General features: G+C 65.4%; 20 protein-coding genes and 1 other RNA gene. 6 read left to right on the forward strand and 15 right to left on the reverse strand.

The window, feature by feature from the left end; translation table 11 throughout:
- From murC to ACIQ09_RS06280, 13 genes are all read right to left on the reverse strand, one after another.
- Positions 1-1395, reverse strand: a complete 1395-nt coding sequence (murC, locus tag ACIQ09_RS06220) for a UDP-N-acetylmuramate--L-alanine ligase (RefSeq protein WP_398307301.1) — start codon at positions 1393-1395, stop codon at positions 1-3.
- A 22-nt stretch (positions 1396-1417) separates the two neighbouring features.
- The gene (gene murG, locus ACIQ09_RS06225) at positions 1418-2476 is read right to left on the reverse strand and encodes an undecaprenyldiphospho-muramoylpentapeptide beta-N-acetylglucosaminyltransferase (RefSeq protein ID WP_398307303.1); all 1059 of its coding nucleotides are present in this window, start codon (positions 2474-2476) and stop codon (positions 1418-1420) included.
- Complete coding sequence (gene ftsW, locus ACIQ09_RS06230; RefSeq protein WP_398307305.1) at positions 2476-3711, reverse strand: putative lipid II flippase FtsW; 1236 nt, start codon at positions 3709-3711, stop codon at positions 2476-2478. Before ftsW ends, murG begins: the two co-directional genes overlap by 1 nt.
- Positions 3708-5102, reverse strand: coding sequence for a UDP-N-acetylmuramoyl-L-alanine--D-glutamate ligase (gene murD, locus ACIQ09_RS06235; protein WP_398307307.1), 1395 nt, complete (start codon positions 5100-5102; stop codon positions 3708-3710). The genes ftsW and murD overlap by 4 nt, the downstream gene beginning before the upstream one ends.
- Positions 5103-5108: 6 nt before the next feature.
- Entirely contained in the window at positions 5109-6197 is a 1089-nt protein-coding gene (mraY, locus tag ACIQ09_RS06240) for a phospho-N-acetylmuramoyl-pentapeptide-transferase (protein ID WP_296564745.1), read from the reverse strand.
- Between the two features lie 60 nt (positions 6198-6257).
- Complete coding sequence (murF, locus tag ACIQ09_RS06245; RefSeq protein WP_398307310.1) at positions 6258-7634, reverse strand: UDP-N-acetylmuramoyl-tripeptide--D-alanyl-D-alanine ligase; 1377 nt, start codon at positions 7632-7634, stop codon at positions 6258-6260.
- Complete coding sequence (locus tag ACIQ09_RS06250) at positions 7631-9145, reverse strand: UDP-N-acetylmuramoyl-L-alanyl-D-glutamate--2,6-diaminopimelate ligase (RefSeq protein WP_398307312.1); 1515 nt, start codon at positions 9143-9145, stop codon at positions 7631-7633. Before ACIQ09_RS06250 ends, murF begins: the two co-directional genes overlap by 4 nt.
- A 2-nt stretch (positions 9146-9147) precedes the next feature.
- Complete coding sequence (locus tag ACIQ09_RS06255; protein WP_398307314.1) at positions 9148-10905, reverse strand: peptidoglycan D,D-transpeptidase FtsI family protein; 1758 nt, start codon at positions 10903-10905, stop codon at positions 9148-9150.
- Entirely contained in the window at positions 10902-11168 is a 267-nt protein-coding gene (gene ftsL, locus ACIQ09_RS06260) for a cell division protein FtsL (RefSeq protein WP_299882525.1), read from the reverse strand. The genes ACIQ09_RS06255 and ftsL overlap by 4 nt, the downstream gene beginning before the upstream one ends.
- Before the next feature lies 1 nt (position 11169).
- Positions 11170-12099: a 16S rRNA (cytosine(1402)-N(4))-methyltransferase RsmH gene (gene rsmH / locus ACIQ09_RS06265; RefSeq protein ID WP_398307316.1), complete on the reverse strand. Its 930-nt coding sequence runs from the start codon at positions 12097-12099 to the stop codon at positions 11170-11172.
- Positions 12096-12542 (reverse strand): division/cell wall cluster transcriptional repressor MraZ, encoded by a 447-nt coding sequence (gene mraZ / locus ACIQ09_RS06270; protein ID WP_398307318.1) that lies wholly within the window; start codon positions 12540-12542, stop codon positions 12096-12098. Before mraZ ends, rsmH begins: the two co-directional genes overlap by 4 nt.
- Positions 12543-12891: 349 nt before the next feature.
- Positions 12892-13281, reverse strand: an RNA gene (gene rnpB, locus ACIQ09_RS06275) — RNase P RNA component class A.
- A gap of 43 nt (positions 13282-13324) precedes the next feature.
- A complete protein-coding gene (locus tag ACIQ09_RS06280) occupies positions 13325-13753 on the reverse strand; it encodes a hypothetical protein (RefSeq protein WP_398307320.1) in 429 nt (142 codons plus the stop codon).
- Between the two features lie 211 nt (positions 13754-13964).
- On the opposite strand from ACIQ09_RS06280, the gene ACIQ09_RS06285 reads away from it, so the two are divergent.
- The 4 genes from ACIQ09_RS06285 (at position 13965) to ACIQ09_RS06300 (ending at position 17001) form a co-directional block, all read left to right on the forward strand.
- Positions 13965-14489, forward strand: coding sequence for a hypothetical protein (locus tag ACIQ09_RS06285; protein ID WP_398307322.1), 525 nt, complete (start codon positions 13965-13967; stop codon positions 14487-14489).
- Positions 14486-14971, forward strand: a complete 486-nt coding sequence (locus tag ACIQ09_RS06290; RefSeq protein ID WP_398307324.1) for a hypothetical protein — start codon at positions 14486-14488, stop codon at positions 14969-14971. The genes ACIQ09_RS06285 and ACIQ09_RS06290 overlap by 4 nt, the downstream gene beginning before the upstream one ends.
- Before the next feature lie 63 nt (positions 14972-15034).
- Positions 15035-16198 (forward strand): UbiH/UbiF family hydroxylase, encoded by a 1164-nt coding sequence (locus tag ACIQ09_RS06295; RefSeq protein ID WP_398307326.1) that lies wholly within the window; start codon positions 15035-15037, stop codon positions 16196-16198.
- Positions 16199-16272: 74 nt separating this feature from the next.
- Complete coding sequence (locus tag ACIQ09_RS06300) at positions 16273-17001, forward strand: DsbC family protein (RefSeq protein WP_398307328.1); 729 nt, start codon at positions 16273-16275, stop codon at positions 16999-17001.
- A 53-nt stretch (positions 17002-17054) separates the two neighbouring features.
- Here ACIQ09_RS06300 and ACIQ09_RS06305 read toward each other — a convergent pair whose 3' ends face one another.
- Positions 17055-17903: an EAL domain-containing protein gene (locus tag ACIQ09_RS06305; RefSeq protein ID WP_398307330.1), complete on the reverse strand. Its 849-nt coding sequence runs from the start codon at positions 17901-17903 to the stop codon at positions 17055-17057.
- Between the two features lie 139 nt (positions 17904-18042).
- Positions 18043-19287, reverse strand: coding sequence for a murein transglycosylase A (locus tag ACIQ09_RS06310; RefSeq protein ID WP_398307332.1), 1245 nt, complete (start codon positions 19285-19287; stop codon positions 18043-18045).
- Between the two features lie 188 nt (positions 19288-19475).
- Between ACIQ09_RS06310 and ACIQ09_RS06315 the strand changes: the two genes are divergently transcribed.
- Complete coding sequence (locus ACIQ09_RS06315) at positions 19476-20339, forward strand: ATP-binding protein (RefSeq protein WP_398307334.1); 864 nt, start codon at positions 19476-19478, stop codon at positions 20337-20339.
- Positions 20336-21274, forward strand: coding sequence for a Nudix family hydrolase (locus ACIQ09_RS06320; RefSeq protein WP_398307336.1), 939 nt, complete (start codon positions 20336-20338; stop codon positions 21272-21274). The genes ACIQ09_RS06315 and ACIQ09_RS06320 overlap by 4 nt, the downstream gene beginning before the upstream one ends.
- Position 21275 lies beyond the last annotated feature (1 nt).

Here is a 21275-nt window from a genome sequence, read left to right on the forward strand (position 1 = left end):
TTAAACCTCGCCACTCACCAGTTTGCCCGGCACGCCGCCGATACTGCCGGCACCCATGGTGATCACCACGTCGCCATCCAGGGCCGAGGACAGAATGGCCCCCGGCATGTCCTCGATGTTCTCCACGAACACCGGCTCGATCTTTCCCGCCACCCGCAAGGCGCGGGCCAGGGAGCGGCCGTCGGCGGCCACGATGGGCGCCTCTCCGGCCGCGTACACCTCACCCAGCAGCAGGGCATCGACGGTGGACAGCACCTTCACGAAATCCTCGAAACAGTCCCGCGTCCGCGTGAAACGGTGGGGCTGGAAGGCCAGCATCAGGCGTCGGTCGGGGAAGGCTCCACGGGCGGCAGCGACCGTCGCTGCCATCTCGACCGGGTGGTGACCGTAGTCGTCGATGATCGTGGCGGAACCGCCGTTCGGCAGCGCCAGCTCCCCGTAACGCTGGAAGCGCCGGCCTACGCCCTTGAATTCGGCCAGGGCCTTGATGATGGCTTCGTCGGAGACGCCGACCTCGGTGGCCACGGCAATCGCCGCCAGGGCGTTGAGCACATTGTGACGGCCGGGCAGATTGAGGACCACGGAGATGCGGCTGGTGGTGCCATTGACCCGGACCACATCAAAGCTCATGCGGCCGTCGTCGGCATGGATGTTCTCGGCACGCACATTGGCTGATTCGGAGAATCCGTAGCGGACGATCTGCTTGGACACCAGCGGCATGATGGAGCGCACATGCTTGTCGTCATCGCACAGCACGGCCACGCCGTAGAAGGGTAGGTGCTGGAGGAAATCCACGAAAGACTGCTTCAGGCGTGCGAAGTCGTGGCCGTAGGTCTCCATGTGGTCGGCGTCGATGTTGGTGACCACCGAGATGACCGGAGTCAGCAACAGGAACGACGCATCGGACTCATCCGCCTCGGCAACCAGGAAGTCACCCTTACCCAGGCGTGCATTGGCGCCGGCGGCATTGAGCTTGCCACCGATCACGAACGTGGGATCGAGCCCCCCCTCGGCCAGGATGCTGGCCACCAGGGAGGTGGTGGTGGTCTTGCCGTGGGTGCCAGCGATCGCAATGCCCTGCTTGAGGCGCATCAGCTCGGCCAGCATCTGGGCCCGCGGCACCACCGGAATGCCCTTGGCCCGGGCCGCGATCACCTCGGCGTTGTCACCCTTGACGGCGGTGGAGGTCACCACCGCGTCGGCACCCGACACGTTACCGGCATCGTGGCCCTGGATCACGCGGGCGCCCAGCGCCTTCAGGCGCCGGGTGGCCGCGTTGTCGCCCAGGTCGGAGCCACTGACGCCGTAGCCGAGGTTGAGCAGCACTTCGGCAATGCCGCTCATCCCGGCACCGCCGATGCCCACGAAATGGATGCTTCTGACTTTGTGTTTCACATTCTGTCCCGTTGGATACTTTTCAAGCGGCGAGGCCGGCGCACACGTCGGCCACCCGCGCCGTCGCGTCCGGCCTGGCCCGCCCACGCGCCTTCTCGGCCATGACCAGCAGGCGCTCGCGGTTCATCTCTTGCAGCAGCGCTGCCAGACGCTGCGGCGTCAGTTCGGTTTGCGGCAGCAACACGGCCGCTCCGGCATCTGCCAGGAATCGGGCGTTGCCGGTCTGGTGATCGTCCACTGCATGGGGAAAAGGCACCAGCACGCTGGCCACGCCCACCGCCGCCAGTTCGGCCACGGTCAGGGCACCGGAACGGCAGATCACCAGATCGGCACTGGCATAGCGCTCGGCCATATCGTCGATGAAGGGCAGCAACTCGCCACTCACACCGGCAGCCTGATAGGCTGTCTTCAGGGCTTCGATCTGCTTGCTGCCGGCCTGGTGGGTCACCTGCGGGCGTTCCTCCGGCGCCAACAGCGCAAGCGCCCGCGGCATTGCCTCGTTGAGAGCCGCGGCACCCAGGCTCCCCCCCACGACGAGCACCTTGAGGGGGCCACTGCGCCCCGCAAAACGCGCGGCGGGCGGAGGCACCGCAGTGATCTCGGCGCGCACCGGATTGCCTGCCCATTCACCCTTCTTCAAAACATCAGGGAAACCCGTAAGCACCTTGTCGGCCACGCCCGCCAGCACCCGGTTGGCGAGTCCGGCAACCGAGTTCTGTTCGTGCACCACCACCGGCTTTCCCAGCAGCGCAGCCATCATGCCCCCCGGGAAAGTGACATAGCCCCCCATGCCGAGCACCACATCCGGCTTGACCCGGCGGATCTGGCCCAGCGCCTGGGCAAAACCACGCATCAGGTTGAGCGGCAGCAACAGCTTGCGCAGGAGCCCCTTTCCACGCAGGGCCGTGAAGCGCACCCAGGCCACTTCATAGCCACTGGCTGGCACGATCCGCGCCTCCATGCCGTCCGGGTTGCCCATCCACACAACCTTCCAGCCGCGGTCACGCAAGGCATCCGCGACGGCTAGACCGGGGTAGATATGGCCGCCCGTACCGCCGGCCATGACCATCAGGGTCGGCATCAAGCGTTGCCCCCGCGCATGATCTGCCGGTTCTCCCAGTCGATCCGCAACAGGATCGCCAGGGCCACGCAGTTGGCCAGGATGCCCGAGCCACCAAAACTCATCAGCGGCAAGGTCAAACCCTTGGTGGGCAGCAGGCCCATGTTGACGCCCATATTGATGAAGGACTGCACGCCGATCCAGATGCCGATGCCCTGGGCCACGAGGGCCGCATAGGTGCGCTCGAGCGTCACCGACTGCTTGCCGATGGCGAAGGCCCGCTGAATGATGACGGCGAAGAGGGCCACAACCAGAAAGACGCCGACAAAGCCGAGCTCTTCGGCAATCACGGCCAGGAGGAAGTCGGTGTGGGCCTCGGGGAGATAGAAGAGCTTCTCGATGCTGCCGCCAAGCCCGACCCCGAACCACTCCCCCCGCCCGAAGGCGATCAGGGCATGGGACAGCTGATAGCCCTTGCCGTAGGCATCCTGCCACGGGTCCATGAAGCCCAGGATGCGCTGCCGCCGGTACTCGGAGAAGGTGATCAGCAGTACGAAGCCGATGGTCGCAACGATGGCCAGCAGGACAAACAAGCGCACATTGATGCCGCCCAGGAAGAGCACGCCGAAGGCGATGGCCGTGATCACCACGAAGGCGCCAAAGTCCGGCTCCTTCAGCAGCAGGAAACCCACGAACAGGATCACCCCGGCCATGGGCATGAAACCCTGCTTGAAGCTACCCATCAGCGGCAGCTTGCGGGCGGTGTAATCGGCGGCATAGAGCGCGGCAAAGAGCTTCATCAGCTCCGAGGGCTGCAAATTCACCACGCCCAGGGGTAGCCAGCGGCGGGCGCCGTTCACGTCACGCCCGATGCCGGGGATCAGCACGATCAGCAGCAAGACGACACCCGCGATGAACAGCCATGGCGCCATCTCCTGCCAGGCACGCATGGGAATCTGGAACACCACCACCCCGGCGATCACTCCGATGGCCAGGAAGACGGCGTGGCGGATCAGGAAATAGGCCGGTTGATGGCCGAACATGCGGCTGCCTTCGGCCGTCGCAATGGAGGCCGAAAAAACCATCACCAGGCCGAGCAGCAGCAGGGCTGCGGCCGACCAGATCAGCGCCGGATCGAGTTCCCGCGGTTGCCCGTTGGGGCGCAGCAGTCGCCCGACCGCCCGACCGGTTGCCGGGGCGGTGTCGCCAAGGCCGTAGCGGGCAAAAAAACCGGAGAGGCTGGCGGCAAGTTTCATGCGGGGCGCACTCCGGGAAGACGGCGCACCGCGTCGATGAAGACCTGGGCGCGATGGGCGTAGTTGCGGAACATGTCGAGACTGGCACAGGCAGGGGACAACAGCACCACGTCGCCGGCCTGGGCCCGGGCGTTGGCCTCGAGCACGGCCGCGTCCATGTCTGCAGCGTGAATCAGGGGCACTTCACAGCCGTCCACGGCCACAGCAATGGTGTCGGCATCGCGCCCGATCAGTACGACGGCGCGGGCATAGCGGGCAAAAGCATCCTTCAGGGGGGAGAAATCCTGCCCCTTGCCATCCCCACCGGCAATCAGCACCACCTTGCAACGCAGCCCTTCCAGAGCCGCCACGGTAGCGCCAACGTTGGTGCCTTTGGAGTCGTCGTAGTAGCTCACTCCGTCGCTGCGCTCGGCCACCTTCTCGACCCGGTGGGGCAAGCCGCGAAAAGCCTTCAGGGCGGCGATCATCGGCTCCCGGGGCAGGTCGGCGGCTTCACCCAGGGCCAGCGCCGCCAGGGCGTTGGCCACGTTGTGGCTCCCGGCCAGGGGAAGCTCGGTGCGGCGCAGGAGCCGTTCGGCTCCCCGGGCAAGCCAGTCACCACCATCGGCATCGATCACGCCGAAGTCGTCGGGGCCGGTGGGCACATCTACACCAAAGGTGAACACCCTGCGTCCGGGCACGGCCATGGCGGCCACCCGGGCATCCTGCCGATTGAGCACCTGCACACCGCTACCCTGGAACACCGCCGCCTTGGTGCTGGCATAGTCGTCCAGGCCGGCATAGCGGTCGAGATGATCGTCGGTCACATTGAGCACCGTCGCCGAAACGGCCTGCAGGGCGGGGAAGGTTTCCAGCTGGAAACTGGAGAGTTCCAGCACCCAGGCCGCTGGCGGAGACAGGCCGGCATCCTGGCGCGCCATCAGCACATCCAGTGCGGCGGGGCTGATGTTTCCCGCCACCACCCCATCCAGGCCGGTCGCCTTGACCATCTCGCCGAGCAGGGTGGTGGTGGTGGTCTTGCCGTTGGTACCGGTGATGGCAATGACAATGGGCCGTGGCTGCAGGCTAGGCTGTGCCAGTGCATCGGCCAGCAGATCCATCTCCCCGATCACGGGAATCCCCCGCGCACGGGCGGTGCTCACCAGGGGCTGACGGGGGTCGAGCCCCGGGCTGATGGCGATGCGGCTAACGCCGTCCAGCAGGCCATCCGAAAACGGCCCGGTGATGACTTCCGCCGCAGGCACCTCGCTGCGCAGGCGCTCCACGCCCGGCGGAGTCTCACGGGAATCGGCCACACGCAGGGCAGCGCCCTGACGGGCAAGCCAGCGGGCCATGGCCAGGCCGGACTCGCCGAGGCCGAGAACGAGGGTGAGAGACGAGGTGGAGGCCATGTCCGGTCAGCGCAGCTTGAGGGTGGACAGGCCAAACAGCACCAGCATGATGGTGATGATCCAGAAACGGACGACCACCTGGGTCTCCTTCCAGCCTCCCAGCTCATAGTGGTGGTGCAGGGGCGCCATGCGGAAGATGCGCTTGCCCCCTGTGTATTTGAAGTAGAGCACCTGCACCATCACCGACAGCGCCTCGGCCACGAACAGGCCGCCCATGATGAAGAGCACGATCTCCTGGCGCACGATCACGGCGATGGTGCCCATGGCAGCGCCCAGCGCCAGCGCGCCGACGTCACCCATGAAGACCTCTGCAGGGTAGGCGTTGAACCACAGGAAGCCGAGCCCCGCGCCGGCGATGGCGCCGCAGATCACGGCCATCTCGCCGGCACCCGGGATGTAGGGCACGCCCAGATACTTGGAGAAACCCATGTGGCCGGCCACGTAGGCAAAGATCGCCAGCGCGGCGCTGACCATCACGGTGGGCATGATCGCCAGGCCGTCGAGGCCATCGGTGAGGTTCACCGAGTGGCTGGTGCCGTTGATGACAAAGTAGGTCAGGATGATGAAGCCCAACACGCCCAAGGGGTAGCTCACCGCCTTGAAGAAGGGCACGATCAGCTCGAGCTGGGCCGGCAGGGTGGCGGTGAGCCCCAGGAAGGTGGCGGCGGCCAGGGCGATGGCCGAGGTCCAGAAATACTTCCAGCGGCTCGCCAGCCCCTTCGGGTCACGGTACACCACCTTGCGCCAGTCATCGACCCAGCCAACCGCGCCGAAACCGAGGGTGACGAAAAGGACGACCCACACGTACTTGTTGCTCAGATCACCCCACAGCAGGGTGGTGACCGAGATGGAAATCAGGATCAGCGCGCCCCCCATGGTCGGCGTACCGGCCTTGGTGAGGTGCGACTTGGGGCCATCGTCGCGCACCGCCTGCCCGATCTTCTTGGCGGCCAGCCAGCGGATCACCGGCGGCCCGAAGACCAGCGACAGGAGCAGCGCAGTGCCCGCCGCAAGCATGGTGCGCAGGGTGATATAGCCGAACACGTTGAAAAAACGCGCGTCCTTGCCAAGCCACAGGGCCAGTTCAAGCAGCATGGTGCATCTCCGCTTGCCTTACGGAAGAAACTGCACCCCTATCTGCGCTACACACAATCATCAAACCTTCTCCGCGATGGCGTCCACGACCCGTTCCATCTTCATGAAACGCGAGCCCTTCACGAGCACCACCGTATCTGTATTCATCTCCGCCTTCACCGCAGCAACGAGATCGTCGAGCCGGGTGAAGTGGTGTCCGCCGTCCCCGAAGTTGCGCGCGGCAACCTCGCTCATCTCACCCAACCCAAAGAGGAAATCGACGCCTTCACTCTTGGCATAGCCCCCGATCTCGTCGTGGTACTGGAAACTCTGATCGCCAATTTCACCCATATCGCCAATGACCAATATCTTGCGGCCCGGCGTGGCGGCCAGCACCGCGATCCCGGCGCGCATGGAGTCCGGATTGGCGTTGTAGCAATCGTCGATCACCACCGCACCACCCAGCCCCTTGCGCAGATGCAGGCGCCCTGGGGTTCCAGCATAGCCGCCCAAACCATCCCCAACCGCGTTGAGGGACATGCCCGCGGCCAGACAGGCCGCTGCCGCCGCCAGGGCATTGCGCACGTTGTGCTGGCCCGGCACCTGCAGACGGAACTGGATCACGCCCTTCGGCGAGTTCAGCACCACATCGCTGGCAAAACCATGGGTAGTACACCGGGCACTGACGTCCGCGTCGGGCGACAGGCCGAAGGTCAGGGTACGGCGACCGGCATTGGCCGACTTCCAGTAGGCCGCAAACGGGTCATCCGCGTTGATCACCGCCACGCCATCGGACGACAGGCCATCGTAGATCGCGCCTTTCTCCCGGGCCACCTCGTTGACACTGCCCATCCCCTGAAGGTGGGCGCGCTGGGCGTTGTTGACGATGGCCACGGTGGGCCTGGCCAGATGGGTGAGATAGCCAATCTCGCCAGGACGGTTCATGCCCATCTCGATCACGGCCGAACGATGGTTGCCAGACAGGCGCAGCAGCATCAGCGGCAGGCCGATATCGTTGTTCAGGTTGCCCTTGGTGGCCAGCACAGCCAGGTCGGGGTCGAAACCGTCGATGCGGGCCTGGGCACGCAGGATCGCCGCACACATCTCCTTGACGGTGGTCTTGCCGTTGCTTCCAGTGACGCCGATCAACGGCAGATCAAAGCGACTGCGCCAACCGGCGGCAAGGCGCCCCAGCCCCAGGCGGGTGTCCTCGACGACCAGCAGCGGCAAGGGCACCGGATGGGTCGCGGCCCAGGCACGGTCGACCATTGCGGCAACGGCCCCCTGGGCCGCCACGACATTGACGAACTCGTGGCCGTCGAACCGATCGCCACGCAGGGCCACGAACAGCTGTTCGGGCTGAATGGCACGGGAGTCGGTGCTCACGGAACGGAAGGCGACGCTTCCGCCCACTGCGGTACCGCCGGTGGCCAGCGCGGCCTCCTGGAGATCCATCATGAAAGGGCTCCCTGGGCGTCGTTCCAGGCTTGGAGAGCAGCACGGGTCTGCTCCACATCGGAAAAGGGGTGGCGCACGCCGTTGATCTCCTGGTAGGGCTCGTGCCCCTTGCCAGCGATCACGACCACGTCATCGGCAGCTGCAGCAAGGATGGCGCGGCGGATCGCCTCGGCCCGATCCGGCACCACGGCGGCCTCGGGACCCGCTCCGGCAACGATGTCGCGAAGGATCTGGTCGGGGTCTTCAGCCCGGGGGTTGTCGCTGGTCAGCACCACCTGGTCGGCCAGGCGATGAGCAAGCTCTCCCATCATGGGACGCTTGCCCGGATCACGATCGCCGCCACAGCCGAACACGCAGACAAGCCGGCCATTACGCGCCTTTACGGTCGCCCGAACAGCAGTAAGCACCTGTTCGAGTGCATCAGGGGAGTGGGCGTAATCCACGACCACCAGAGGCTCACCGATACCGCCCAGGGTCTGCATGCGCCCCTGGGGCGGGGTGAGGCCTTCGGCCACCATTGCCGCGTCTTCGAGGGTAAAACCGGACGCAATCAACGTGCCGATGACGGCAAGCAGGTTTGATACATTGAACTGGCCAACCAGATGCGGGTACATGTCGGCAGCGTCATTGCCACAGCGGGCCGTGAAACGGATCCCGGCCGCCGTAGTGGTAAGTCGGTCGGCCACCAGCAGGCGATTGACCGGCGCCGCGTCGGCATTGCTCGCGAACAGGGTGTAGCCGATGACCTCAAGGCCTTTGCCAGCCAGACGGCGGGCCTGCTCCATGCCGAAACGGTCGTCGAGATTGAGCACCACGGAGCGCAAGCCCGGCATGTCGAACAGGCGGGCCTTGGCGATGCCGTAGTTCTCCATGTTGCCGTGATAGTCCAGATGATCGCGGGTGAGGTTGGTGTGCACGGCCACGTCGAAGCGCAGGCCATTCAGGCGCCCCTGATCGAGACCAATGGAGGAGACCTCCATGGCCACGGCATCAGCCCCCGATTCCCGGAACTGGGCGAGAGTCTGATGGACGGTCAGGCTGTCCGGTGTGGTGTTGAGGCTCTCCGAGAGGGCCCCGGGATAGCCGATGCCCAGGGTGCCGATGACGCCACATTTGCGACCGAGGGCGGCAAAGGCCCTGGACAGCCACTGGGTCACTGAAGTCTTGCCGTTGGTACCGGTCACGCCCACGGTCCACAGGGTCTCGGACGGGCGGCCGTACACTTCGTTGGCCAGATGGCCGGACAGTGCCGAGAGCCCCTCTACTGCCAGATTCGGCACCGGTAGGCGCTCGTCCCAAGTAAAGCCGTCCTGCTCCCAGAGCACCGCTGCAGCACCGGCATGAACGGCGCTCTCGATGAAGCGGCGACCATCCACACGCAGCCCCGGGAAGGCCAGGAACACATCACCCGCCCGTACCTGGCGGGAATCGGCACACAGGCGCTGGGGCTTCACCCCTCTCGCGGCAAGCTCGTCGAGGACGCGACGGACCTGGTTTTCCGTATGCGCCAAGCTCACATGGCCTCCCGCGCGACAGGCTGGGACACGCCCTGACGGGCCACCTGCAGCGGCTTGAGCGGCGCATCGGGCGCCACCCCCAGCGAGCGCAGTGCGCCCGCGGTTACCTGGGAGAAGATCGGGGCAGCCACGTCACCTCCGTAGTGCTTGCCGTTGCTGGGCTCATCAATCATGACCGCAACAATCAGGCGCGGGTCGGAGATCGGCGCAATTCCGACGAAGGAGGCGACATATTTATGTGCGTAACGTCCGCCTACCAGCTTCATGGCGGTGCCAGTCTTGCCACCGACACGGTAGCCTGGCACCCCGGCCTGGGGTGCCGTACCGCCCTGTTGCACGACCATCTCAAGCATCTGCCGCACTTCCCGGGCCGTCTGCGGCGAGAAGACACGGGTGCCATGCACCGGGGGTGCATCCAGTCGGGACAGGGAGAGGGGTACGATGTCGCCATCGCGGGCAAACACCTGATAGGCGTTGGCCATCTGCATCAGATTGACCGACATGCCGTGACCATAGGACATGGTGGCCTGCTCAATGGGCCGCCAGGCCTTGGCCGGACGCAGGCGCCCGCCCACCTCACCCGGAAAACCGAGCTTGAGCGGGGAGCCGAAACCGAGATCGTCCAGCATTTTCCACATGGTCTCCGGCGGAAAGCTCAACGCCATCTTGGCAGCACCGATGTTGGACGACTTCTGGATGACCTGGGCCACCGACAGGGCACCATGGGGGTGAGCATCGGAAATGGTGGCAGAGCCGATGGTCATCCGGCCCGGTGCACAGTTGATGATGGTATTGGCCGTGACCTTGCCCTTATCGAGAGCCATTGCGGCGGTGAAGGGCTTCATGGTCGAGCCGGGCTCGAAGGTATCGGTCAAGGCCCTGTTGCGCAGCTGATCACCGGTCAGCTTGACCCGATTGTTCGGGTTGTAGGTCGGGGCGTTGGCGAGGGCCAGCACTTCACCGGTCTTGGCATCCAGCACAACCACACCACCGGCCTTGGCCTTGTGGTCGTTCATGGCCTGCTTGAGCGCCGCATGGGCGAGATACTGGATCTTGTTGTCAATGGACAGCGCGACCTCGCGCCCATCCTGGGGCAGACGGATCGACTGCACGTCCTCCACCACATTGCCTCGCCGGTCCTTGACCACCCGGCGGGAGCCTGGCTTGCCGGCCAGCTGGGACTCGAAGGCCAGTTCGATACCCTCCTGGCCCTTGTCATCAACGCCGGTAAAACCCAGCACATGGGCCATTACGTCGCCACCGGGGTAAAAGCGACGATATTCGCGCTGATCATGGATGCCGGGCAGTTTGAGGGCCGCGATGCGATCCGCCAGCTCCGGCGAAACCTGGCGCTTCAGGTAGACAAAATCCTTCTCGCTCGACAGCTTCTGATTGAGCTCATTGACGCCAACCTCCAGCAGGCCGGCCAGCTGGCGAGTCTGGGATGGGTCAAGGCGGGCGTCTTCGGGGATCGCCCAGACCGACTTGACGGGCGACGACACCGCCAGCACGTCACCCTGCCGGTCGGTGATCTTGCCACGAGTGGCAGGCACCTCGAGCACCCGCGCGTAGCGCGACTCACCCTTGGCCTGCAGAAACTGGTCATGCACGCCCTGCAGATAAGCCGCCCGCCCCACCAAGGCCAGGGAGCCACCGAGCAGACACAGCAGAACAAAGCGCGGCCGCCAGGCCGACAACTCGGAACGCAGGAGGGGGTTGTGATTGAAGGTGACGCCCTTCTTGACCTTTTTCATGGCCGCTCCTCGATTGCGATGATCTGCCCCGACTGCGGGGGGCGCATCGCGAGCTTCTCGCGAGCGAGTTTCTCGATCCGGGCGTGAGCGGCCCAGGTGCTCTGCTCCAGCTGCAACTGCCCCCACTCGACTTCGAGCTGATGGGAGCGCTGCTGCTCGCGCTCGACGGCGGAGTAGAGCTTTCGAGCCTGGTGTTGCGAAGCAACGACGCCCAGGCTGCTCGCCACCACCAGCATCACGAGGAATCCGGTCAGACGGGCCATGTCACGCCTCCATCCGTTCGGCAATCCGCATCACCGCGCTGCGGGAGCGGGTATTGGCTGCCACCTCTGCATCGGACGGACGTACCGGCTTGCCCACCAGCCCCAGCCGGGGCTTGGGCAGATCGGCCGCACGCACCGGCAGACGCGCCGGCAACTGGGGCGGCCGCGACTCGTCACGCATGAAGCGCTTGACGATGCGATCCTCAAGGGAGTGAAAGCTGATCACCACCAGACGGCCTCCGGCCGCCAGCGCTGCCACAACCTGGGGCAGAACTAGCGACAGCTCCTCAAGTTCTTGATTGACGCAAATCCGTAGAGCCTGGAAGGTGCGCGTCGCGGGGTGCTGACCCGGCTCGCGTGTGCGGACCGTTTTTTCCACGAGCGCGGCAAGCTGTCCAGTGGTTGCAACATGCCCCCCTGCCCGAGCAGCAACAACCGCCTTTGCAATCTCATAAGCAAACCGTTCTTCACCGTATTCCCTCAGCACGCGGGTTATGTCTGCAACCGGCGCTTCCGCCAGCCACTCCGCCGCGGTCACCCCGCGGGTCGTATCCATTCGCATATCCAGCGGCGCATCGAACCTGAAGCTCATGCCCCGCTCGGCTTCGTCCAGCTGGGGAGACGACACCCCCAGATCCAGCAGAACGCCATCCACCTGTTCCACACCCCGCTCCGCCAGCGCTGCCGCAAAATCCGAGAACGGCGCATGCACCAGCTCAAAACGGGGGTCCTGCACTGCCTGCCCGGCAGCTACCGCCACAGGATCACGATCAAACGCAATCAAGCGCCCCGACGGCCCCAGTCGGGCCAGAATCGCCCGGCTATGGCCGCCACGACCAAAAGTGCCGTCCACGTAGATACCGTCCGGCCGAATGGCCAGCGCCTCCACTGCCTCGTGCAGCAGCACGGTGATGTGCGATGCGGCGCTCACAGCGGCAGGGTTTCCCAGCCCGCCGGCATGAGATCGGCGCCCAGGGCGAAGATCTGCTCCTGCTGCTTCTGCCAACCCGCATCCGACCACAACTCGAAGTGGTCGCCCTGCCCCACCAGGTGCACCTGTTTTTCCAGCAAACCAAAACTACGCAGCTCCGGTGCGATCAGCACCCGACCAGCCGAATCCATTTCCTCCTCCCGGGCAAAGCCCACCAGAAGGCGCTTGAGCAGGGCGGATTGATGATCAAGGCTGGAACCCGCAAGAACCTTGTTGCGGATCGGCTCCCACGCAGGAGCGGGGTAGATCAGGAGACAGCGATGGGGATGAGCCGTGAGGACCAGCTGATTCTCGGCGAGCTTGGCAAGCGCGTCCCGATGCCGCGCCGGTATCGCCAGGCGACCCTTCGCATCGAGAGTGAGCGCTGCTGCGCCTTGAAACATGATTCCCCCACTTCTTCACCCGGACGAGCAGGAAAAACTCACTTTCTCCCACTTTCGTCCACTTCGCCCCACTTTAGAGCAAAAGAAATAGGCGGTCAAGCTGACCGGAACGTAAATCTCTTTTGGACACAAGCACTTAGAGGACGAAGCCAAGCTTTGGAGGAAATCCGCTTATAAATCAATGGCCATAGAAAACATTGCAAAAGTGCTTGATTAATCGCTGCGGACCAGCCATCGGATAGAGGGAGCCATCCCCCTTCAGGGCCCTGGAGGTAAAAAAGCGTTTCGCAGCGCAACATTGCGCAACAAAACAGCCAATACGTGGGGAAAAGTGGAGTGAATCGGGGAGTTGGGAAGTCCGCCGATAAGCCGGGTTCTGTCGAGCGAGCCAATCCGGAAACCGGCCCGCCGGGCAATCATTCCTCTGGTCGACGCGTTGCCGCGCCGCTCTAGCAGCCTACCCGGGGACTCCGCGAGCAGCGTCAGCGTCCCCCTATTTGGCCTTGCCCCGGATGGGGTTTACCGTGCCGTCCGTGTCACCACGTCCGCGGTGGGCTCTTACCCCACCGTTTCACCCTTGCCTGATCTCCGTGAGGAGCCATCGGCGGTCTGCTCTCTGTTGCACTTTCCGTCGCTTTCACCCGAAGGCTATGGCGCCCGGCCGTTAGCCGGCATCCTGCTCTATGGGGCCCGGACTTTCCTCGATGCGCGAACACACCGCGATTGCCTGGCGAACTTCCCGGGTCGGAGTATAGCCGCTGGCGCCCGGCCGCGCCCCGGAATCAGTCGCCGCCGCGCAGATCCGCCGCCTGTTCGATGACCTCGGCAATGATGCAATCCAGGCGGGAGCGGAACTCGGGGGCTCGGGCGTCCCCCCAGGCCGTGATCGTTTCACCTACCGAAATACCCACATCCAGTTCGCCGCACCCCTCGCTGCCTGCCAAGCCGGGCAGACGACCGGCCACACGCCGCCCCAGACGCCCGCCGCCAGCAAAGACCACCACCACATCATCGGAGCGTCGGTCCACCCCCAGACTGCGAACACCGATGGCCCGCAACGCCGGGCCGTGGCGGGCCTCGACGTGCTCGGCAATGGCCGGATTGTTGGACGGACGCCCCGTTTCAGCGTCATTCCGCTGAAGAAAAAGCACGATCGCCACCGCCAGCAGGGTCACGATGCAGAGGGTAAGGACCAGTTTTCTTACATCCATCGCACAACACTGTAAATAGAGGACTCAACATTCTCCCCAGTCGGGAGCTCCAGCGCAGCCAAATCGGACACATTCGTGATGCTGTTGGCAGGCTAGCTGATTTTTCCGATCGCCCCCTGCTTGCATCTGCTTACGTCTGTGAAGCGCCAATACACACATGATCGTGCTTCTGGTGCTGCAATGAGCATGCAGCCCCCTACCGGAGCCCTATATGTACGCACCACTTGTCCGCTCGACCACAACGCTCCTTACCCTGTCCATGGCCATCGCCGGCACCCTGGCCACCGCGCCCGCCGAAGCGGGCGGACGACATGGAGGACCTCCAGGGGGCTATTCGTCTGGTCACTGGCATCACGGCCGCCACAACGATCTCAACAGCCTGTGGTGGATTGCCGGCGCGGGTCTGTTGCTGTATCCATTTGTCGCCCAAGCACGGCCCGTGGTCATAGCGCCGCCCGAACCGATCGTGGTCCCGCCCGCGCCGGCCGCGCAGAACTGGTATTACTGCGATAGCGCAAGAGCCTACTACCCTTATGTGGAAAGCTGCGCCGAAGGCTGGCGGGCCGTACCCGCCGCCCCGCCCGCAACACAGACACCGACCCAGGCCACGGGCGGCACCTGGTACTACTGCGACGCAGCCGGCGCCTACTACCCCTATGTCCAGGAATGCCCGTCCGGCTGGCGCACAACACCGGCTGCCCCCGGAAACTCCACCCCTCAAGGAGCCCGGCGATGAGACAGCTCGCCCCTCTCGCCCTGCTGGCACTGCTAGCCGGCTGCGCCAGCCTACCGGACGGCCCCCGGGTCGCCGTGATGCCAGCCCCCAACAAACCCTTCGACGTGTTCGTCGCCGACGACCGCCTGTGTCGCAGCTTCGCAGCCCAATCCATCGGCACGTCGCCCAATGAGCTCGCCAGCCGCAATCTCGTCGACAACGCCGTCGCCGGCACCGCCATCGGCGCGGCTGCGGGCGCCCTCGCCGGCGGTCAGCACGGCGCCGCCACAGGTGCAGCCATCGGCATGGTGGCCGGCACCGCCAGCGGTGCCGGCCAGTCCTCGCTGAGTGGCAGCGAAGCCCAGCGCCGCTACGACATTGCCTACCAGCAATGCATGTACGCCAAAGGCAACCAGCTCCCCGGCAACGCTTACCTCTATCGGGCAACACCACTCCCACCGCAGACCTCCCCCCATCCGCCCCCTCCGCCCCCGCCACGCTGATACACCCGCCGCGGATGACTTCCCCTGCGCTGTCCGGCACAATCCCGGCGCAGGAGATTCCCCATGAAATTTGATGTACTCGTCGTAGGTGCCGGGCTTGCCGGCGCTGCCCTCGCCGCCGCCCTGCGCGGAAGCCGTCTCAAGGTCGGCATCGTGGAAGCCCGCCCCCCGGCCCGACCCACGGGCTGGGACCCCCGCATCTACGCCATCAGCGCTGCCAACGTGGACTTTCTGTCCTCCATCGGCATCTGGCAGCACCTGGATCCCCAGCGCCTGGCGCCTGTGTACGACATGGAAATCCATGGCGACGCCGGCGGCCGGCTGGATTTTTCAGCCTATGACTGCGGCCTGCGCGAGCTCGCCTGGATCCTGGAATCCAGCCAGATGCAGCTGGAACTGTGGGAAACGGTCAAGCGTCAGCACAACGTCAGCCTGCTCTGCCCAGCCGCCCCCACCTCACTCGCAATCGAAGAAGACGCCGCCTACCTGACGCTTGAGGACGGCCGTCGCCTGGAGTCCAGGCTCATCGTCGCAGCAGATGGCCGGGATTCGTGGGTACGCCAGGCCGCTGGCATTGGCGCCCACAACACGCCCTATGACGAGAAAGGCGTAGTCGCCAACTTCCGCTGCGAAAAGCCCCACCGCAACACCGCCTTCCAGTGGTTCCGCGAGGATGGCGTGCTGGCTTACCTGCCTCTGCCCGGTGACTACATGTCCATGGTCTGGTCGGCTCCCGACGCCCTCGCCGACGAGCTCGTCGGCCTCTCGCCGGAAGTGCTCGCGGCCCGCGTCAGCGAAGCCGGTGCGTTCCGCCTGGGCGCCCTGGAAACCGTCACCGCCGCCGCCGCCTTCCCGCTGCGCCTGATGCGTGTCGAAACCGTGGTCAAGCCGCGCCTGGCCCTGATCGGCGATGCCGCCCACGCCATTCACCCCCTGTCAGGGCATGGCATCAACCTGGGCTACCAGGACGCCCGCGTCCTCGCCGAGCAGCTGGCTCAGCTCGACAGCTGGCGCGACCCGGGCGAGCTGTCCATCCTGCGCGCCTACGCCCGCGCCCGGGCCGAAGAGACCGCCCTGCTCCAGTACACCACCCACGGCCTCAACCGGCTGTTCAAGCCCGCGGATCCGCTCCTGTCAGGTCTGCGCAATCTTGGACTGAACCTCACCAACCGTCTGCCGGTCGTACGCAACGCACTGGTCCGATACGCCATTGCCGGCCGTTTCTGACTGCGCTCACGCCTCACCTGCCCTTTGCCTCACCTGCCCCTTTGCCTCACCCGCCTTTCCCTGGAGATTCCCGGATGAAATTCCCCCTCGTACGTTCGCTGCTCGCCACCCTCTTGCTCGCAGCGGGCGTCGCCCACGCGGCCGATGAAAGCTCGGTCAAGAAGAATGTCGAGAACTTCCTCAACGCCCCCGCCGTGGAGAGCATCAAGAAAACCTCCTACGGCGGCTTGTACGAAGTCGTACTGAAGTCGGGAGAGCTGCTGTACACGGACGCCAACGTCAGCTTCCTGATCGATGGCAGCCTGATCGACGCCAAGACCCGCAAGAACATCACCCAGGCACGCATGGCCCAGCTGATGAAGATCGACTTCGCCACCCTGCCCCTCGACCAGGCCATCAAACAGGTGAAAGGCAACGGCAAGCGGGTGATCGCCAGCTTCGAAGATCCCAACTGCGGCTACTGCAAGCGCCTCGCCAAGGATCTGCTGAGTCTCAAGGATGCAACGGTGTACACCTTTCTGTACCCGATCCTGAGCCCCGACTCCACCGAGAAATCGAAGAATATCTGGTGCGCAAAGGACAGGGCCGCCGCCTGGAATGACTGGATGACCGCCGGCAAGACGCCTGCCGCGGCGGCCGCAGGTTGCGACACCAGCGCCATCGACAAGAACGTCGCGCTCGGCCAGAAGATCAAGGTCAGCGGCACCCCGACGATCTTCACCGCCGATGGCAATCGCCTGCCCGGCGCCGTGCCCCTGGCCCAACTGGAACAGGCCATGACCCAGGCAGCCGGCGGCAAGTAAACCTTCGGAACATCAGGGCCGGCCAGGGCACACAGCCCACCGGCCGGCGCCACTCAGGCCGCTTCGCGGGGCTGGCGCTGCCTCACCACCGGTAGGCAGTGGACTGCCGGGCGGCCGATACGGTAGCCCTGCAAGAAGTCCACATTCGCATCCTGGGCCACCTGCAACTGCAGGGGATTCTCGATGCACTGGCACACCACACTCGCCCCCAGACGACGAATTTCTCCGCTGAGCTCGGTCATCACCCGCTTGGCCAGGCTCAAATGCCCGGCGTGGCCGATCAGGCTGCGGTCCAGCTTGACGATATCCGGCGACAAGGCCTCCAGGCGATCCAGGCAAGCGGTGTGACGACCGAAGTTGTCGATCGCCACCCGGTAACCCCGCTCCTGGTAGGCCGCGATGACCGACCTGAGGCGCGACAAGCCATCGAAACCGTCATCGGACACCTCCAGCACGATCCGCTCGGGCGTCAGGCCGCAGCGCGCCAGGATGCTCTCGAACACATGCCCATGATGCTCACGCACCACCCGCAGCAACTGCGGATGAATGTTGAGGGCCAGGAAACCGCCGCGCTGCTCCCGCTCCAGCAGAAAATTGAGGGCGTGCAGGGTACGCACCAGCCGATCCAGGTAAACCAGTTCGTGATCGTCGGATGCCTCCAGGAAAACCCCCTGGCTTGGCCCGCCGGCCCACTCCCCCGCCAGCACCTGAAGATACGCCTCGTGGCCAATCACCTGCCCGCTGACTCGCTCGACCACCGGCTGAAACAGGGAGCCGAGCACGTTGCCACGAAACTGCGCCCGAACCTGCCCGCTCACAATCGCGAAGCAGTCCTCCTCCCCCACGCTGTGGGCAAGTCGATTCCGCTTGTTGAAATAGTGAACCAGTTCGGTGAGGGGCACGGTGGTCTCCGTAGGCATGCAGATCGGATCGCGTCAATGAACAGGGACGCGAGCTTCGCACGATAGCCAGGGCCAACGTGTCAGCGAACCAAGAATTTACGCAAAAGTTATTACAAATCTACGCTTTCACTCATCCGGGCTATCGCGGAATCTGATCCCTGGGCCATAAGACCCACATTTCGCCCTTCTGACGCATGCGACCGGCAAGGGCACCCGCCTCGGCCCCGAAGCCCCAGAAGAAATCCCCGCGCACACCACCCTTGATCGCACTCCCCGTATCCTGGGCCAGCATCAGGCGACGCAGGGGCTGGGCGCTGTTAGGCTGAGTTGTGGCCAGAAACACCGGCGCCCCGAGGGGAATGCTGCGCGGATCCACGGCCAGGCTGCGCCCCTCGGTCAGCGGCTGCCCCAGCGCACCCACCGGACCACCGCTGGACTGGGCCACCTCGCGGAAGAAGATGTAGCTCGGATTGGCGTTGAGCATCTCCTGCAGGCGCCCGGGGTTGGCCCGCGCCCAGCTCTTGATACCCTCCATCGACGCCTGCTCCAGCTTCATCTCGCCCTTGTCCACGAGCCAGCGTCCGATGGACTGATAGGGATGACCATTGGCATCGCCATAGGCCAGCCGTACCACACTGCCGTCAGGCAACTGGACCCGCCCGGAACCTTGCACCTGGAGGAAGAACAGCTCGACGGCATCTTCGGCATACAGCAGGGTCTTGCCGGCAAAGCGCTCGGCCTGGCGAGCCACGTCGGCGCGGGTGTAATAGGGCACGACCCGGTTGCCCGCCAGACGCCCCCGCACCCGCTGCCCTTTGAGATCAGGAAAGACATCGCCCAGATCGATGGTCAGCAGATCGTCCGGCACACCATGCACCGGCCACGGATAGGACTTGCTGCGGCTGCGGCTGCCCTTGATCAGGGGCTCGTAATAGCCAGTGACCAGTCCCTCCCGGCTACCGTCCGCATTCAGCACCCGCCAGGGGCTCAGGCGTGCCTCGAAGAAACGGCGCACAGCAGCGCCCCCCGGGTTCTCCCCCTGAGCCTTCGCTGCATCGCACACCGGCCGCCACACCGCCTGCCGGCTCACCGCACGGCAAGAGGCCAGAAATGCCGGCCACGCATCCTCCACCGGATCGGCCGCCCAGCCTGGCAGATCGGACCAGTCAGCGGCCTGCAGAGGCCGGGCCAGGGCCTGGGGTGCGGGAGCCCCACCTGTCGGGGGTAGCACGGCAGGCGACACTGGCGCAGTTGCGGGTGTCGTCGGGGCGGGCGTGGTGACCGGCGCCCGGGCCGGCTCGCTCACCGGCTTGGGGGAACTGGCACAGGCCGCCAGAAGGAGCGCCGGAAAAAGAGCGGGCAGGCGGGAAAAGACAGAGAACATGGATGGGGTAAACTCGCGGCTTGCTGTCGATACCCGCCCGAGTATAACCACCGCTTTGCCGGACCGGGCCTGCGAAAGGGAACATCCATGTGGCTGATCGGCCTTGAACTCGGCGTCGTTGCCGTGCTGCTCGTGATTGTTGCCCTGGCCCTGCGCAGCCCGAAGAACAAGGATACGGACGCCCCTCCATGACCGACCTCAACCAATTTCTGGCCCGCGCCGAACGGCTCCTTGAGCGCCTGGAGCACTTTCTGCCAGCCGCCCCGCAGCCCCCCGACTGGCAAGCCTCGAGCGCCTTCCGCTGGCGACGCAAGGGCAATGCCGCCGGCCTGCAAGCCGTGCTGCACCCCCACCAGATCCGCCTTGCCGATCTGCAGGACATCGACGACAAGAAGGCCCGCATCGTCGGCAACACCCGCCAGTTCCTGAACGGCAAGCGGGCCAATAATGTCCTCCTCACCGGCGCCCGGGGCACCGGCAAGTCATCCCTGGTCAAGGCCCTGCTGACTGAATACGCCGCCGAGGGCCTGCGCCTGATCGAGGTGGACAAAGATGACCTGATCGACCTGCCCGACATCGTCGAGCTTCTGGAGGGGCGCCCGGAACGCTTCATCCTGTTCACCGACGACCTCTCCTTCGAAGACGGCGAACCGGCTTACAAGGCGCTCAAGAGCGTCCTCGACGGATCCCTGGCTGCGGTCCCCGACAACGTGCTGATCTACGCCACCTCCAACCGGCGCCACCTGATGCCGGAGTATTTCTCCGAGAACGCAGCCACCAAACACAAGGACGGCGAAGTGCATCCGTCCGAAGCCGTGGAGGAAAAGATCTCCCTTTCCGAGCGCTTCGGCCTGTGGATCTCCTTCTACCCCTTCAGCCAGGACGAGTACCTGGCGGTGGTGCGGCACTGGCTGGGCGAGTTCGGCGTGCCGGCCGAGGCCATCCCCGACGCCCGCGGCGAGGCCTTGCAATGGGCGCTGCTGCGCGGCTCCCGCAGCGGCCGGGTGGCCTGGCAGTTTGCCCGGGACTACGCGGGGCGCTTCGAACAATGAAGAAGATCGTGCATGTGGCCGCCGCCGTCATCACCCGGCCCGACGGCAGCTTCCTGGTCGGGCAGCGCGCTGCCGACACCTTCTACCCGGGCTACTGGGAGTTTCCCGGCGGCAAGGTCGAAGCCGGCGAAACCCCCCGCGACGCCCTGATCCGCGAGCTCCATGAAGAGCTCGACATGGAGGTCCTGGAAGCCTGGCCGTGGCTCACCCGCGAACACGTCTACGAGCACGCCCACGTCAATCTGCACTTCTTCGAAGTGCCGGCCTGGCGGGGCGAGATCCACGACCGGGTGCATGCGGCCCTCTCCTGGCAACAGGCCGCGACCATGGACGTCGAGCCCATGCTGCCGGCCAACGGGCCCATCATCAAGGCCCTGCGCCTGCCCCGCCGGATGGGCATCACCCAGGCCGCCGAAATCGGCATCGACACCCAGCTGGCCCGCCTCGACCAAGCCCTGGCCGGTGGCCTGCGCTTGGTCCAGATCCGCGAGCCGGGCCTGTCGCCCCCCGACCGGGAAGCCTTCGCCCGAGCCGTGCTGGCACGCACCCGGGCCGCAGGTGCCATCGCCCTGATCAATGACGACGTGGACCTGGCCACCCGCCTCGGTGCCGACGGCGTGCATCTGCCGGCCCGTCGCCTGACCGAACTCAACACCCGACCGGATCTGGAATGGGTTGGCGCCTCCTGCCACACCCGCGACGAACTGGAGCAGGCCGCCGCCCTCGGGCTCGACTACGCCCTGCTCGGCGCGGTCAAACCCACCGCCAGCCACCCTGAACGCGACGGACTGGGCTGGGCCGGCTTTGCCGACCGCATCCACACCCTTCCGCTGCCGGTGCTGGCCCTGGGCGGACTCAAGCCCGACGACCTGGACACGGCAAAAGCCCACGGCGCCCACGGCGTGGCGGGCATCCGGAGTTTCTGGCAGGGATAAG

Source organism: Zoogloea sp. (assembly GCF_044344315.1).
Classification (GTDB): Bacteria; Pseudomonadota; Gammaproteobacteria; order Burkholderiales; family Rhodocyclaceae; genus Zoogloea.

What these genes read in the sequence shown, in the direction of transcription:
- ACIQ09_RS06320 (WP_398307336.1), top strand. Translation starts at nt 20,336, where the DNA reads ATGAAGAAGATCGTGCATGTGGCCGCCGCCGTCATCACCCGGCCCGAC.
- ACIQ09_RS06285 (WP_398307322.1), top strand. Translation starts at nt 13,965, where the DNA reads ATGTACGCACCACTTGTCCGCTCGACCACAACGCTCCTTACCCTGTCC.
- ACIQ09_RS06290 (WP_398307324.1), top strand. Translation starts at nt 14,486, where the DNA reads ATGAGACAGCTCGCCCCTCTCGCCCTGCTGGCACTGCTAGCCGGCTGC.
- murF (WP_398307310.1), bottom strand. Translation starts at nt 7,634, where the DNA reads ATGATGGATCTCCAGGAGGCCGCGCTGGCCACCGGCGGTACCGCAGTG.
- ftsL (WP_299882525.1), bottom strand. Translation starts at nt 11,168, where the DNA reads ATGGCCCGTCTGACCGGATTCCTCGTGATGCTGGTGGTGGCGAGCAGC.
- mraY (WP_296564745.1), bottom strand. Translation starts at nt 6,197, where the DNA reads ATGCTGCTTGAACTGGCCCTGTGGCTTGGCAAGGACGCGCGTTTTTTC.
- murG (WP_398307303.1), bottom strand. Translation starts at nt 2,476, where the DNA reads ATGCCGACCCTGATGGTCATGGCCGGCGGTACGGGCGGCCATATCTAC.
- ftsW (WP_398307305.1), bottom strand. Translation starts at nt 3,711, where the DNA reads ATGAAACTTGCCGCCAGCCTCTCCGGTTTTTTTGCCCGCTACGGCCTT.
- ACIQ09_RS06280 (WP_398307320.1), bottom strand. Translation starts at nt 13,753, where the DNA reads ATGGATGTAAGAAAACTGGTCCTTACCCTCTGCATCGTGACCCTGCTG.
- ACIQ09_RS06255 (WP_398307314.1), bottom strand. Translation starts at nt 10,905, where the DNA reads ATGAAAAAGGTCAAGAAGGGCGTCACCTTCAATCACAACCCCCTCCTG.
- ACIQ09_RS06300 (WP_398307328.1), top strand. Translation starts at nt 16,273, where the DNA reads ATGAAATTCCCCCTCGTACGTTCGCTGCTCGCCACCCTCTTGCTCGCA.
- ACIQ09_RS06315 (WP_398307334.1), top strand. Translation starts at nt 19,476, where the DNA reads ATGACCGACCTCAACCAATTTCTGGCCCGCGCCGAACGGCTCCTTGAG.
- ACIQ09_RS06295 (WP_398307326.1), top strand. Translation starts at nt 15,035, where the DNA reads ATGAAATTTGATGTACTCGTCGTAGGTGCCGGGCTTGCCGGCGCTGCC.
- ACIQ09_RS06310 (WP_398307332.1), bottom strand. Translation starts at nt 19,287, where the DNA reads ATGTTCTCTGTCTTTTCCCGCCTGCCCGCTCTTTTTCCGGCGCTCCTT.
- murD (WP_398307307.1), bottom strand. Translation starts at nt 5,102, where the DNA reads ATGGCCTCCACCTCGTCTCTCACCCTCGTTCTCGGCCTCGGCGAGTCC.
- mraZ (WP_398307318.1), bottom strand. Translation starts at nt 12,542, where the DNA reads ATGTTTCAAGGCGCAGCAGCGCTCACTCTCGATGCGAAGGGTCGCCTG.